Annotated in this window: 13 protein-coding genes and 1 pseudogene; 6 read left to right on the top strand and 8 right to left on the bottom strand. The window is 34.2% G+C overall.

What is annotated here, in order from left to right; all coding sequences use genetic code 11:
* Positions 1–3 precede the first annotated feature (3 nt).
* On the bottom strand, positions 4–1,005 hold the full coding sequence (gene selD, locus ACWPVO_RS05435; protein ID WP_454207067.1) for a selenide, water dikinase SelD: 1,002 nt from the start codon (positions 1,003–1,005) through the stop codon (positions 4–6).
* Positions 1,006–1,068: 63 nt separating this feature from the next.
* On the opposite strand from selD, the gene mnmH reads away from it, so the two are divergent.
* From mnmH to tnpA, 3 genes and pseudogenes are all read left to right on the top strand, one after another.
* The gene (gene mnmH / locus ACWPVO_RS05430) at positions 1,069–2,088 is read left to right on the top strand and encodes a tRNA 2-selenouridine(34) synthase MnmH (RefSeq protein ID WP_454207065.1); all 1,020 of its coding nucleotides are present in this window, start codon (positions 1,069–1,071) and stop codon (positions 2,086–2,088) included.
* A 226-nt stretch (positions 2,089–2,314) separates the two neighbouring features.
* Positions 2,315–3,370 (top strand): hypothetical protein, encoded by a 1,056-nt coding sequence (locus tag ACWPVO_RS05425; RefSeq protein WP_413012776.1) that lies wholly within the window; start codon positions 2,315–2,317, stop codon positions 3,368–3,370.
* Between the two features lie 339 nt (positions 3,371–3,709).
* Positions 3,710–4,182: pseudogene (gene tnpA / locus ACWPVO_RS05420) on the top strand (IS200/IS605 family transposase).
* A 252-nt stretch (positions 4,183–4,434) separates the two neighbouring features.
* Here the strand turns inward: tnpA and ACWPVO_RS05415 are convergent.
* The 4 genes from ACWPVO_RS05415 to ACWPVO_RS05400 are packed head-to-tail and all read right to left on the bottom strand — an operon-like array spanning position 4,435 to position 8,417.
* Positions 4,435–5,469 (bottom strand): restriction endonuclease subunit S, encoded by a 1,035-nt coding sequence (locus tag ACWPVO_RS05415; protein ID WP_454207194.1) that lies wholly within the window; start codon positions 5,467–5,469, stop codon positions 4,435–4,437.
* An 18-nt stretch (positions 5,470–5,487) separates the two neighbouring features.
* Positions 5,488–5,817, bottom strand: coding sequence for a hypothetical protein (locus tag ACWPVO_RS05410; RefSeq protein ID WP_454207062.1), 330 nt, complete (start codon positions 5,815–5,817; stop codon positions 5,488–5,490).
* Positions 5,807–8,203, bottom strand: a complete 2,397-nt coding sequence (locus tag ACWPVO_RS05405) for an N-6 DNA methylase (protein WP_454207060.1) — start codon at positions 8,201–8,203, stop codon at positions 5,807–5,809. Before ACWPVO_RS05405 ends, ACWPVO_RS05410 begins: the two co-directional genes overlap by 11 nt.
* Positions 8,196–8,417 carry a helix-turn-helix domain-containing protein gene (locus tag ACWPVO_RS05400; RefSeq protein WP_085875499.1) on the bottom strand — a complete coding sequence of 74 codons (222 nt, stop codon included), beginning with the start codon at positions 8,415–8,417 and terminating at the stop codon, positions 8,196–8,198. Before ACWPVO_RS05400 ends, ACWPVO_RS05405 begins: the two co-directional genes overlap by 8 nt.
* Positions 8,418–8,460: 43 nt before the next feature.
* On the opposite strand from ACWPVO_RS05400, the gene ACWPVO_RS05395 reads away from it, so the two are divergent.
* Positions 8,461–8,757 (top strand): DUF4368 domain-containing protein, encoded by a 297-nt coding sequence (locus ACWPVO_RS05395; RefSeq protein WP_245149834.1) that lies wholly within the window; start codon positions 8,461–8,463, stop codon positions 8,755–8,757.
* 93 nt (positions 8,758–8,850) lie between these two features.
* Here the strand turns inward: ACWPVO_RS05395 and ACWPVO_RS05390 are convergent, their stop codons facing one another.
* Together ACWPVO_RS05390 and ACWPVO_RS05385 are read right to left on the bottom strand one after the other, a co-directional pair.
* Positions 8,851–10,200: a DUF438 domain-containing protein gene (locus ACWPVO_RS05390; RefSeq protein WP_454207058.1), complete on the bottom strand. Its 1,350-nt coding sequence runs from the start codon at positions 10,198–10,200 to the stop codon at positions 8,851–8,853.
* Positions 10,201–10,358: 158 nt separating this feature from the next.
* Complete coding sequence (locus ACWPVO_RS05385; protein WP_195445236.1) at positions 10,359–10,514, bottom strand: hypothetical protein; 156 nt, start codon at positions 10,512–10,514, stop codon at positions 10,359–10,361.
* 186 nt (positions 10,515–10,700) lie between these two features.
* On the opposite strand from ACWPVO_RS05385, the gene ACWPVO_RS05380 reads away from it, so the two are divergent.
* Entirely contained in the window at positions 10,701–11,594 is an 894-nt protein-coding gene (locus ACWPVO_RS05380) for a DUF368 domain-containing protein (RefSeq protein ID WP_454207056.1), read from the top strand.
* Here the strand turns inward: ACWPVO_RS05380 and ACWPVO_RS05375 are convergent, their stop codons facing one another.
* Entirely contained in the window at positions 11,595–13,424 is a 1,830-nt protein-coding gene (locus ACWPVO_RS05375) for an LTA synthase family protein (protein WP_454207054.1), read from the bottom strand.
* Between the two features lie 190 nt (positions 13,425–13,614).
* Between ACWPVO_RS05375 and ACWPVO_RS05370 the strand changes: the two genes are divergently transcribed.
* Positions 13,615–14,487: a diacylglycerol/lipid kinase family protein gene (locus ACWPVO_RS05370; RefSeq protein WP_454207052.1), complete on the top strand. Its 873-nt coding sequence runs from the start codon at positions 13,615–13,617 to the stop codon at positions 14,485–14,487.
* Positions 14,488–14,489: the final 2 nt, after the last annotated feature.

The following is a 14,489-nucleotide window of genomic DNA, read 5'->3' as shown; positions in this document are numbered from 1 at the left end:
TTTTTACCTCACTATTATTTTTTTATCTTGAGGGGGAATTATTTCTCCCACAATTGCTGCGGGAATTCCTGCAGCTTTTAATTCTTCCAAAGCTTTTTCTCCGTCTTCAGCAAGTGCTGCCAAAAGTCCACCTGATGTTTGAGGATCGAAAAGGACTTCTTCCAAGGCGAAGTCCTGGATTTCAAAGTCCACCAAGTCGGCGTAAGACTTTCTGTTGCGCTGACCTCCTGCAGTAAAGAGAAATTCTTCTGCAGCTTCCTTGGCACCGGGAAGTATTTTTAAATTCTTTGAATAAATTACAGCAGTGTCTGAGACCATTTCACTTAAGTGACCTATAAGACCAAAGCCTGTCACATCGGTCATGGCATTTACTTTGTATTTTTTAAGTATTTCACAGGCATACTTGTTTAAAGTCCTCATGGATTCCACTGCAGCTTTAAAGTACTTATCCTCACATTCACCCACAGTCCTTGCAGATGATAGTAGGGACACGCCCAAGGGCTTTGTAAGTATTAATTTGTCGCCCACTCTTGAAGAGTTGTTGCTGTAAATTTTTTGGGGATTTAAAATTCCCATGACACAAAGTCCATATTTTATTCGTGGGTCGTGAATGGAATGACCGCCCACCAAGCTACACTGGGCCTCTTTAAGTTTTGCAGCTCCACCCTTTAATATTTCTTCCAAAATACTTCTGTCTTCCTCTTCTGGAAAGCAGACTAAGTTAAGTGCTGCCACAGGCTCGCCACCCATGGCATAAATATCTGACAGGGCATTTGCCGCCGCAATTTCTCCAAAGGCAAAGGGGTCTTCTACCATTGGAGGAAAGAAGTCACAGGTAAGTGCCACTGCTATATCGTCACTTAATTTTATAATGGCGGCATCGTCATTTTTTGCAAAGCCTTCCAAGACTTCTTTTCTCTTAAATACTTCCAATATGTCTAAAGTTGCTTTTAAAGAGGAGGCTGAAATTTTTGCATTACAACCTCCGCATACTTGAAGCTTCATCGTTTCACCTCTATACTCACTATAACACTTTAAAAAATTTTTTAAAACAACTATAATAAAGCTATGTTTAAAGCAACAGATTATGAAGAAATTTTAAAATTTAAAAATCCTCTCTTTATCGACTTGCGAAGTGAAGGAGAGTTTGAAGAGGGGACAATTTTAGGAGCAATATCCATGCCCCTACTTTCAAATGAGGAGAGAAAAATTGTAGGTACTCTCTATGTGTCAGGAGATATAAAGGGAGCAAAGGAAAAAGGTGTGGAGTTCTTTGCACCTAAGCTTACGGATTACTATAGGCGCATTTCTCAAATGGAAGAAGACCATGAAGTTGTCCTCTTTTGTTCCAGGGGAGGTTTTCGTTCTACTGCACTTTTTAATCTCTTAAAGACCTTGGGACACAAGGTCTACAAGTTAGATCACGGATACAAGTCATATAGAAAATATGTCCTTAACTTTATGGGGACTCTTAAGGATTACAAGTATGTGGTCCTTAAAGGCTATACTGGCTGTGGTAAGACGGAAATTTTAAAAGAGCTAAGGAAGCGAGGGGAGAATGTCCTTGACCTTGAAGGACTTGCAAGACATAGAGGATCCCTCTTTGGGGGAGTAGGCATGGGCTTGCAGCCTTCTCAAAAGACCTTTGAGTCAGACCTTATGGAAAGCTTTAAAAGTTTTAAACAAGGTCCGGTCTTTGTAGAAGGAGAGTCCTCACGTATAGGAAGCATAAATCTTCCTGGGGAACTTATAAAGGCTATGGGGCAGACTGATAAAGTTTTTTTAATTGAGGACACAATTGAAAGAAGAATAGAGCGAATTAAGTCCGACTATTTAACTGACTATGGATTGGAGAAAAAAGAAGAGCTTATCTCGGCATTTGAAAATTTAAGGAGATATATAAGTGCAAAGAGATACGAAAATTATTTGAAGTTGCTGGATGAAGAAAACTTCGATCTTATAATTAAAGACTTGATAATAAAATACTATGACGCCAATTACTCTATAAATAAGGAGGGAATTTTTTATAAAGTTTTTAATGAAGATATTAAAAAATCCTGTGACACAATACTTAATATCATAAAATAAAAGCCCCTAAAGGAACGTTCGGTTAGGGATTTATGGAAATTAAGTTTAACTGATAGCCTTTAAGCGATACAAAAGAAGAAAGTCTACAAAGTGTAAACAAACACACTAAGTAGGCTTTCTTTACTTTTATTATGTACTTAACATTTTATTTAAAACGATGGTTTTTGTAGTAAGATTTTTGAATCAAATGTATAATGTAATATTAATTATAAGGGTGGTGTTGAATTTGAATGAATTAAAAGCTGAATTTATTTTAGATTATATAAAAAGGATACAGGATTGGAAAAATAGTGAACTATTAGAAGATGATATTTTTGATTTAATCGTTGAGATTGCTAATGTTCTTCAGAATGAAATACCTGAAATTCAAAATAGTGTTTTATTGAGATCGGGTACTGAAATTAGGGATGCAAATACGACTATTTCATTACTTAGGTTGTATTTAATTAATAACGGAATAAAGATTCCAGAAGAGGGAAGTGATGAAAATAGAAATATCAAAAGATTTTGGGCTTCTTTTTTGTTATGGTTTGAAAATGAGTTACCCTCTAAAGATCTACTAAAAGATCAATATATAAGATGGGATAACTGGAATGGTGGAACATATTATCTTAACTTAGATTATAATTATGAATTCCAATTATATAGAGGAATAGAATATCCAAATTCACTCAAGGCAAACTTGGGAGATATAGAGGATATAAAAACTTTTTTAGAAATAGCGTATAAATATTGGATAATAAATGAAGGTAAACACCATTACCAATTTACAATAGAAGTTAATGAAAGGTTAAAAATATTTAAATTACCTTATAGATTGCAATATGGAATTCTGTTAAAACAAGGTTATAAGACATCTTTTGAAGTTGATAAAATTGTTGACTATAAAATGTTTGAAAGGAAAATACAGTTTTCTGAACAAATGATAAACAGCAAGGATCGCATGGAAAAGAAAAGTGGATTAGATTTTATAATAGATTCCTTGCAGTATTTGATATCAAAGCAGGAAGGTAATAGAAATTTGCAATATGCATCACTTGCAAAATCTGTAAACCAAGACGAGAATTCTAAGGTTTATTCTGTAATAAAATCTGAGCTAAACGAATTGATGAAATTGTCAAATGAGTATTTTGATATAAGACATAATGACTATTTAAACGCCGCCAAAGAACATAGAGAAGCTTTAAATGATCCACAGTTTATAGAATACTTGTATAACAGGGCATATTCTTTACTGTATATTCTTAGATTAAAAATCAATTCAGATAATAATAAAGGTTAATTCCTGTGTGTTTTGTAAATCGAGAGTGTGTGATAGTAGTAAAGACTACTAAATGTGGAATGGATGCTAGGAATTCGTTTAGTATAAGAACCCATCTCCACGTAAAAGGAGTGTTCAGTTTAGAGATTTATGAAAAATATATTAAATTTATAACCTTTAAGCGACAAAAAAACACACAGATATAAAAAACTGTGTGCTTTTTTGTACGCTTTAGCATGAATAAACCACCAGCTATGCTGGTTGTAGGAATACTAGCTTTAGCTTCAAGCAAAAAACCTCCCGTGATAAACTAGATATGTTACTGGCAGTAGCATAAATAGAAAAGGGAGGTATCCTAAAATGGATAAAAATAGTTTATCACATACATCCTGGAATTGTAAGTATCACGTAGTATTTGCTCCAAAATATAGGAGACAAGTAATTTATGGAAGATTAAAACAAGATATAGGAAAATATTAAGAGATTTATGTGATAGAAAAGGAATAAATATAATAGAAGCGGAATGCTGCCCAGACCACATTCATATTTTGTTGGAAATCCCACCAAAATATAGCATATCTCAAACAATAGGATATTTAAAAGGTAAAAGTAGTCTAATAATATTTGATAGGCATGCGAATTTAAAATATAAATAGGGGAATAGACACTTTTGGTGTAGAGGATATTATGTAGACACAGCAGGAAAGAATGCGAAAAAGATACAAGAATATATAAGAAATCAATTAAAAGAAGATTACATGGCAGATCAAATAAGTATAAAAGAATTTATAGACCCATTTACGGGTGAGCAAGTGAACAAAAGCAAAAAATAAGGTGCTTTAGCACCAGCTGTGAAAAATGGTGCACGAGATAGAAAGTTCAAAGCATGGAATGCTGCCGGTAACAGCCCCTTATAGGGGCAAAACAAACCACCGGCTTAGCCGGTGGTTATGATTCTGTTAGTAAATGTGTATAACAGAGCTGCTATATATCTTTTTTATTTACATATTGTTTGTAGTTTAAATTTGCCTTTAATTAGTGTGTTTCTATTAGGAGAAAATCTATCTCCTACACAGCTTTATTAATTATGAAAAAATTTCTAATTCAAAATTATCTAAAGCCTCTTGTCTGCATTGTTTTGCTTTTTTGTAGTAAATATTCGCTCCATCCCTTGCATCAAAGAACTTTTTTATTATTTGTTCTTGAATAGGTATTGAAGGAATTGGAATTCGGATAGCTCCAATTTCATCACTATTTAAATTATATTGACCGCCGCCTTGCCTGCGCATAACTGCAATTTGTTCTCTAACCAAAGGTGTCATAAATAATATATTTACAAATTCAGGTAATACTAAATTTGTATCAAAACGATATCTTATAAGGTATGATGCATATGTGTATGTTTCATCACTATTAAATATTGCGGATTTCCCTACCAGATCCTTACTACCATTTGTCCTTGTTATTAGAAAATCACCTTTGCGTAAAATCCATTTATTAGGTTCTTTTGTATTTGTTGCACAATCTGCAGGCAAATATTTTAACTCTGAAAAGTCAATTTCCCCTTTAACTACATTTGATATCCTCAGCACCGGAATCATTCCCTTTTTTTTATCCAAAGATGCCTTCACAGAAAGACCAAAAAGTGATTCTTTTTTCAAATCGTTAATTTTATATTCTGGATATTTGAAACTGTTATATATAGTTCCTAATCTACCTTCTTTTTGAATATATCCAACTTCCCATCTTCTAGTAGATGAAAAAGGTATTATTTGTAAAATTGATGAGTAAGGTTTTTCATTTTTTATTTCATTCTTCAAGCTGGATACATCCGACTGTACACTTAGTAATATGCCATTACTATAATTATCACCCTTATTAATATTTTCTTCTGCCTCATAAAGTTTTGAATGATACGAATCAAGAATTTTCTGCTGTTCAGTTACAGAAGGTATAGGGGCTTTAATAGATGCGAATTTGTCAAAGTGCAAAGTTTGTCTGACAGAACCAGTTGTTGAATCTTTGATAAGCTTATTAAAAAAATTACACTTCATCATTAACCAAAGAAATTCTGGTAGAATTGTATCTTTACAACTAAAAACAACATATGCTGGACTAATGTACCCACCTTTTAATTCCTATGTTTTTATACCAATCGAACCAACATTAATTCGATACGGATTATATGCTAACCAGTTATCTTCAACTTTATGATATTTTTGTTTTATCTTATGTCCTTTTTCAACTGAAGCATCAAACATACCTATTTTGTTTGAAACACCAAGTATGGTAAATTCTTTATCAGGTTCATCAGACAACTGAACCTTTTTAGTTTGATGAACTAAGTGTTTTCCTAACTCTTCTACAGGATATTTCGAAAGAATCTTTTCAAAAAAGAATTGCTTTACATCCCATTGGGTAAACGATGAGAACAATACGGTAGAAAGTAGTGCCGACTTATTGCTCATTCAACACCACCTCCTGACCAAGAATACTTCTACAGTACAAATTATTACTATTTAGAACATAAGAAATGTTGTTGTTTACAAGCGCCCATAAATCGTTCTGCATTCTATAGGTAAAATATTCACTTACTAACTGTGGTAGCTGGTTCCCTTCAGATGCAGTACCGGTTGTTGTAATACCTGCATCATCAATCTTAGCAATTGGAATCTCGTAATCAAATTTCTTCTTTACCAAGGGTTTAGTTTCTTCTTCGATTAACTTATAGAGGCCTTTTAATTCTTTTTCATTAGTTTTCTTATTCAGCCTATTTTCAATTTGTTCTTTTTTAATAGCTGCTATTTCTGTATCAATCAAATGTGTATTTTTATTATTTTTTTTAGTTTGTCTAAGTCTTGCCTGTGATTTCTTTAAGTCAGCCTTTAGAGATTCTGTAAGGCTAATTGTGTTATCGATAGCATCTTTTATTGCATCAATCTCAGCTTGGTGTATAGAAGTAATCTCCGCTAAGGCATCAACTTTACACTTATTGTATTCCAATTCTTCATCAGATGTAAATCTACGCATAAAAACCAAGCTTGGTTTTACTGTTGCGCCTGCTGCGATAAATACATCCTGTGGAATTGAGCAAATAAGAATAATTTTAGCTTTTCCCTCAAAATATTCTCTGACAGCCTGCAGATTTTTATTATTAAGCACGCCTTCTGGAAGTACCATTCCCATACGTCCGCCTTTTTTTAGAAGGCGTAGGCATCTTTCCATAAAAAGTACTTCTGTCAGGGTAGATGTGCTACCAAGGTCATAAAGAGACAATAGGGTTTTTCCAATATTGTTATCTACTTGCTTTAAAGCCTCATCATATGCCACACCATACTTCTTTTTATACTTTTTCTTAATTTCTTCATCGGTAAACTTGTCTGCGTCAGAAATTAGCTGGTTTTTATCAACATTTTGACCAAATGGAGGATTAGTCAAGATCACATCAAATCTCTCTTCAAAAATACCATTAACATTAAGTAAACCATCATGATGATGAACACCACCATGACCATCACCATGCATAATCATATTCATTTTAGAAGTTCTTGCCATTCTAGGATTTGCATCTGTACCGTAGATACAATTGCGTGAAAGATTATACATACGACTGTTTTCAACACTTGTGTCAAGTTCGGTATTTAATGCAGCCTGCATAACATCAATTTTCTCACTAATTTCAGCCTGTTCCTGCTCAGATTTAGTATCAAAATTATCACCTTCTAAAGATTTACGAAGTACATCTTTCTTTTCTTTAATATCATGTTCTATTTTTTCACGAACATATTCAAAGGCTTTAATAAGAAATCCTCCTGACCCACAAGTTGGGTCACATATAATTTCACCTTCTTGTGGATCAAGAATTTCTGTCATAAAATCAACAATGGTACGAGGTGTAAAAAATTGACCTAATTCGCCTCTGAAAGTTGTGCCAAGGAAATGTTCAAAAGCTATGCCTTTAACATCATCTTGTGTATCAGAAAGATTAAAATTCTGTAGTTTTTCTAAAATCTGAACAAAACTATTTTCCCTAATTTTTATTTCATCACTTTCCTCGAAAAGGTGATCGTCCTTAAACTCTATTTTTGTTGTATTAAATAGATTCTGCATATAGGGCAAGTCTATACCTGCAGCTTTCAATCCCGGTCGTACATTCTTTTCATAATTGTCTGCCTGTGCAATATATTCTTCTCTAGTAAATACCTTTGTTCCTTTTTGCTGACGTTCATATCTAATCTTCATAAATAAAAGTTTACTTATTTCATCAAATGCAGCTTCAGGAGAAAGTTTATCATTATTTCTAATTATGTTATGGCAAGCCTGAAGTATTTTGGTAAATTCATCACGAGTAAAGGTTTTAGTCTGATTTTTTATTTGTTCAATCTTTTTTGCATTGTCAACACCTTTTGCGGTAGGAATAGCAACTACTTCTTCAAGCTTTTGTGGAAGATATGCAGGATCAACATTGAAGTATTTGGTTTCTTTTTCATTCGTAGTAACAAAAAATTCGGCATGAGCCCATGCAGCATAGTTAAACCCTTGATAGTAATCTTCAACATGAATTTTCACATTTTCTGCTTTGCATTCTATCACGATAAATGCAGATTTTTTTGCATCTTTATCTGCTTTGTTTTTCCAAATTACAATGTCTGCACGAGCCTTACCTTGACCACGATGCGAATTGCTAACTTTCAATTCTTGTGCCATCTGTTCTAATGAATAACCATAATCATTTATAAGTGATGCTATATAGTTTTGTCTTACTCTCTCTTCGGGTTTTGCAATTAACCATTTATCTATTAATGGGCAATAAATTTTACCTTCCTTTTCTTCGACTTGATATTTATTAGCCATTATTCTTATCCTCCTCCGGTATAAATTCCAATATATCATTAGGTGTACAGTCTAAAGCCAAACAGATACTTTCTACTTTATCCAAAGCCATATACTGTCCATTTCGTATTTTTGTAATTATATTTGCAGAAATCTTGGCGTCTCTTATTAAGTCCTGATTTGAAATATCTTTTTCAATCATCATATGTAGTAATCTTTTGTAACTTACAGCCATAATTTTCCTCCATCAATATTTTTATCTATTATATCACATTTCTATGATTATCTTCATACTATCATTTTATGGGTTGTTCCTAAAACATAAGCATCAAATATTTACATCTCCAAAAACTCACTTACAGAATTGTTGGAGATTTTTTATTTTAGGGGTTCGATTATGCTCCTTTCTAAATCTAGTAAAGAAATACACGGATATTAAAGAACTTGATCAAGAAATAATTAGAACTTTTGTAGATAAGATTTATGTAGAACAATCAGAAAAAGTTCCAGGTACAAATTTAAAGAAACAGACCATTTGGATTTATTGGAACTTTATAGGGAAAATTGACATATAAAAATCGGCACAAAGGTTAATACCTTCATGCCGATTAAATTTTAAGGAAATAAATCCCTAATTAAAAGCCCCTAAGGGGGCTTTTTTCATATCATTAGTATTTGCTTATATCCTCAACTGTTTCCAAGGTGCCCATATAAGCACCGGCTTCATCATAAACTGCAAGGTACTTAACTAGGATTTTCTTTCCCTTAATATCTCTACACACAACTAGACGATCTCTCTTCTTGCTTTTGAAATCATCAAGCAAGGACTTTACCATTGGGACAACTTTTGGAGGATGACAAGAGGCAACATCTCTATTTAAACATGACTTAGGTCTAGGAAATATTTTGTCCTTACCCTCAGAATAATATCTTACAAAGTCATCCTTATCTATAAAGGTTAGTTCGGCATCAAGGGTCCTAAAAATTTGAAGGGCTTCCTTTATCTTTAAGCTTCCAGTTTCGAATTCAAGGCTTCCACAAGAAACTTCTTCTTTTGGTAGGATTTCTTTAGGCTTGTAGTCCTTCCAAAGTGGGACATCATCAAGAAGGTCTAGTCCATATTCTTCAAAGTCGCCATAGATCTTATTCCACTCTTCCTCTGTGAAGTTTTCTTTTAAAAGGGGGAAGAGGATATTTTCTTCCTTATATATCATTTCATAGACCCTATCTAAAAGTTTATTTAAGCTTTCTTCATTATAAGAATTTGTCTTTACAATGCGTGATAGGTCACTTCTTATTTCATCATCAACAGCCCACATAACATCGCTAGGACCACTAATATTGTATTTTGTTTTCAAAAGGGGATAAATAAGTCCAGCCTTTTTCCCATAGTGCGAATTTATTTTCAAAAGCTCTCTTATCCTAGCTAACTTGTCCTCGCTATTTTTAACCTCGTCAGCCAAAAATTTAATTTTTTTATTTTCTAAGCTTAAAATATTTAGGGGATGACCTGGGATTTTTTCTAAATCCTTTTGACTCTCATCTACAATATTACTTTCGTGGAAAAGTGCAGAGTGGATGTCGCAAAGTTTTTGGACCTTTTCTAGGGGAAGGCCACTCATAATTAGTTCTTGTTCAGCATGGACAATTTCCTTTGAAGATACATCCTTAAAATTTTTTACAAAATCACTTCTAACAGCTTCCAAGTCTTCGCCCTTGGAAAGTCTTTCGATATAAGATTTTAAAAGTTCAAGTCTATCCTTATCTTCTTTGCCATCATCATTAACAATTTCTTCATCAACTAGATTAAAGCCTTCTTCTCTTAATTTCTCTTTGATTAAATCCAAGTCTATATTTTTTATCTTGGCTCCTTTTTTTATCGAAACCATTTTTCCAACAGTAGAAAGGGCTAGGGGATTTGTAATTTCAGTAAAACCTAAATCCTTTAAAATGTTTTTTAAATTTGGAAATTTCTCAATGAGACTTGCTACTGGTTCGTCTAAGTTTATATTCTTCATACTTCCTCCTAAAATTCTTAAGGACATTTTAATACTTTTTATAAAAAATTATTAAAATTACTCATATAAATTACAAAAATTTTCCCACTTGAGATAGTGGAATTTTTTATTAGCTTGAAAAACCAAATAAAAAAGAGACTCTGTCGAGCCTCTAGACTTTATTTAGCTTCTAAAACCAAAGCTCCTATTAACTTATAGACAGCTACAAGGCAGATATAGATAAAGATGCTTAAGAAGGGGTCCTTTGTGTAAGTAACAAGTCCCAGTCCAAGAAGTATGCTTATTAAAATCCCTAAAAATTTTTTATCTTTCATGTTTATCCTCCTTGTCAAATTTTTATGTACTTAATAAAATATTTCTTATCAATTATTATATACCACAAAAAAAGGATTTTAAAGGATAAACCTTTAATCTGTTAAAGAATATTAAAAATTTGTAAAATTTCCTCCTTTGAAAATAATTTTTACAATTAAATGTTATCATAGACAAAGGGAGGATTTATGTTAATTAATTTTTTTAACGGGATGGTCATGGCAATAGCCGACTCTGTGCCTGGAGTCAGCGGGGGCACCCTTGCCTTCATCCTAGGTTTTTATGATAAATTTATAGACAGCTTGCACGAATTTTTTGGAAGCCAAGGAGAAAAGAGGAGGCAGGCCTTTAAGTATCTCTTTAACCTCGGCCTAGGTTGGATCTTTGGACTCCTATTGAGTATTTTTTTCCTATCAGAACTTTTTCAAAGGGAGATTTACTTTATGACTTCAGTCTTTCTTGGTCTAACCCTTATGTCCCTTCCCTTTTTAATTTCTACTGAGATAAAAATTTTAAGGGAAAACAAGGAAGATTTTTATTTTATCTTTCTCGGACTTCTTATTGTTGTAGTCTTAGTAATCTTTAGGGGGAAGTCAAAATTCATTGGGGATTTTGACCTAATTAATCCCAATGTCTTTGACTACATCTACCTCTTTCTAGCAGGTGGCCTTGCCATCTCTGCCATGGTTTTGCCAGGAATATCTGGCTCATCAATACTTCTCATAGCAGGAGTTTACATACCTGTAGTTGAAGCTCTGGGAGAGGTCGTGAGGTTTAACTTTGACAAGCTCATGCCACTTATAGTTATGACCCTTGGAGTCCTCTTTGGAATTTTTATGTCCATAAGGATTATAAGACAGAGGATGAGGAATAATCGAGGCAAGATGATGTATCTTATACTTGGCATGATCATAGGGTCCCTCTATGCCATTGTCATGGGGCCAACGACTTTTGGTGGAAACCCTCAACTAAACTTATATAATTTTTCAATCCATGGCTTTATTTTGGGAATTTTCATCCTATTTATTTTAGAGATTATTAGAATATTAAGACTTAAAGAAGAAAAGAAGACTGGTCCTTAATCAGTCTTCTTTATTTTTTTCCACGAGTTCTATTAAGTTGTCATTAGTCATTAAGTTCTTGCAGTAGTCGATACATATCTTTGCCCAGTCTGATTCCTTCCTTGCCTCATCAAGGGGAAGGGGCTTTCTCGTCTTCCTGTCAATCAGCCTAGAGTTTTCAAAAACTCCGTCGCGAGAATATTCAAAGACCTTGTCTGATGTGATAAAGGAACCCTTCAAGAGGTAGGTTTGAGGATAGACTGCGTTATTTTCTATTTCCTTACCCCAGCCAAGTAGGTCGATCCCAAAGGTAGAAATTTCTTTTCTGTCCCAACCCATTAGGTTTAGGATAGTTGGATAGAGGTCAACTTGTGAGCCAACACTGTGTCTTGTAATATTTTTATTAAATCCAGGGAGGTGAATGACAAGGGGGATGTTCATCATGTCGTCGTAGTCGACTTCTCGTCCCAACCAGCCTTCCATAGACTCTTTGTTTTTTGTATTGTTAAGGGTGTATGCGTGGTGGTCACCGTAAATAACTATTACAGTCTTATCCAAGATGCCAGATTTTTCTAGCTTGTCAAAAAATTCTTCCATGGCCCTGTCGGTGTAGCGGGCACAGGAAATATAGTCGTAGACAAAGTCTGTCTTGTCATCAGCTTCTTTTGGAATCTCTCGCAAGCCTTCTGGCAGATTGTAGGGAGTATGAGTTGTCAGAGTCACCATTAGGGCAAAAAACTTTTTGCCTTCATCGTCAACTTCTTTTATCTTGTCAAAGGACTGGTCGAAGAAGGACTTGTCTGATAGGCCCATCATTACCTGGTCAGTCTGGTCATAACTTTCTCCCAGATAGATCTTGTCAAAGTCAAAGCCCTTATAGATTTCTTCCCTGTCATAATATTTTCCGGTGTTGCCGTGCATGGCTATTGTTTCATAGCCCATCTTCTTGGCCATTTTTGGCAGTCCATAAGTTTTCTTGTCCTTGTAGACAGAATAGGCCTGGCCGTCAAGGGTAGGATAGACTGAAGTCATGGAGACGAACTCAGCATCAGATGTGTTGCCAAAGCCAAGGAGTTCAAAATAATTATCAAAATAGATGGACCCCTTGGACTTTACCAAGGAATTTAAAAAAGGAGTTATCTCTTCCCCATTATAAGTTTTATTGACCACAGCATTTTGCAGAGATTCGCACTGGATGAAAATTATATTTTTGTCTTTTGCAAGTCCTGTAAAGTCATTGGACTTAGTCTCTTGTAAGCTAAAGTATTTTTTTATGTCAGTCTTTTCTAAGAATTTTGCATCTTCCTTAGCTTGGATACTTGTATAAAGGGGAGATAAAAAAGTTGAAGTGTAGACTTCAGTTCCCCTAAGGGGTCTTATAAAAAGTCCTGGCAGGATGAGAAGGGCAAAAAATATTCCAAGGTCTTTATAAAATCTTTCCTTATTAAAGGCTTCTTCTTGGTAATAATTTTTAATTAAGTAGGCAAGACCCATGCCAGATAAAATCATGAGGACATAGGCAGGAGAAAAGTCCTTAAAGATAACTGGAAGGACGCCGCCAGCTTCTCTTGCAAGTCCAAGTCTGCCAAAAATATTAAAGGAATGGAACTCCCTAAAGTAAATGGAAAGTCCAATCTTAAAAAATATATTTAAACCGGTAACAGTGAATTTATAATTTTTCTTGGGATAGAGCTTTAAAAGAAAATAGTCGAGACGACCTGTTAAGATAATAGCGATAATTAATACGTAGAAGCCCTTGTCACTTGTGGGACTCCCAAGGGAAGTCTTATAAAAAATAAGATTTGTTATAAAAAATAAAATTTTTGTAAGGTTTTTATAGTTTTTTTCCATTTGACCCTCTCGTCCTTAATAATAAGCTTAAAGAAATTATAATTTAAGAGAGATTTTTAAGCAAGGCAAATGCAGGTTTTAGGGAAGATTCTCCTAGTTAATATCAAAGAAAAGTCCTTTAGGGCAAGTTGGGTTAAGAATATTGGAAAAGCAAGGAAGATTTACTATAATAAAAGACAAGTGATGAATTATGAAAAAATTATTTATTATAAGTTCTAAGTCTGGTAGGGGTCGTGACAAGGATTTTGAGAGAGAACTTTTAAAATATTTTAAGGAAGATGAAATAAAAATTACAGAAAAAGCAGGAGACACAATCTCCTTTGCAGAGGACTTCAGAGATAAAGGAGGCAACCTCATATTTATAAAAGCTGGAGACGGTGCCCTATCAGAAGTTGCCAGCGTCCTTAGAGCTAGTGATACAGCCCTAGGACTTGTGCCAGGAGGAACGGGCAACGACTTTTCCAAAAACTTTAGACCCTTTGAACTTTCAAATATTTTTAATTATGAAATTTCGCCAATTGATTTAGTAGAAGTAAATGGAAAAACTTGCATAAATGTAACGAGCCTTGGCTTTGACACCAATGTTTTGAAGTACGCCTATGACATCATGAAGAGGAAAAATATTTCAGGCAAGCTTGCCTACCTCTACGGGGTTGTAAAAAGTGTGGCAAATTTAGAAATTGTAAATTTAAAAATTTCTTATAAGGACCAAGAAGACATAGAAAGAGAAATCACTGGGAGATTTTTAGTATCAGCACTTTGCAACGGATCCTATTATGGCAACGGATTTAATCCCTCACCAAGGGGAAGGCTAGACGATGGACTTTTGAATTTAATCTTGGCAGATGAGATGGGACCCCTTGGGATTATAAAATTATTCTCGTCCTATCGCAAGGGCGCCCACCTGGGCAAGCCTGGTGTGAGAGAAATTATTACAAGGTCTGGAGTGATTTCATCAGACCAAGAATTTTTATACAACATTGACGGAGAAATTTACAGGGCAAGGGAGATAAGTTACAAGGTCTTGCCCAAGGCATTAAAGTGGATTTATTTTAAGGAGTGAGA

The sequence above is a fragment of the Peptoniphilus sp. Marseille-Q6390 genome, from assembly GCF_965119475.1.
Note: the sequence above shows the minus strand (reverse complement) of the source record. Positions and strands in the feature narration are given on the sequence as shown.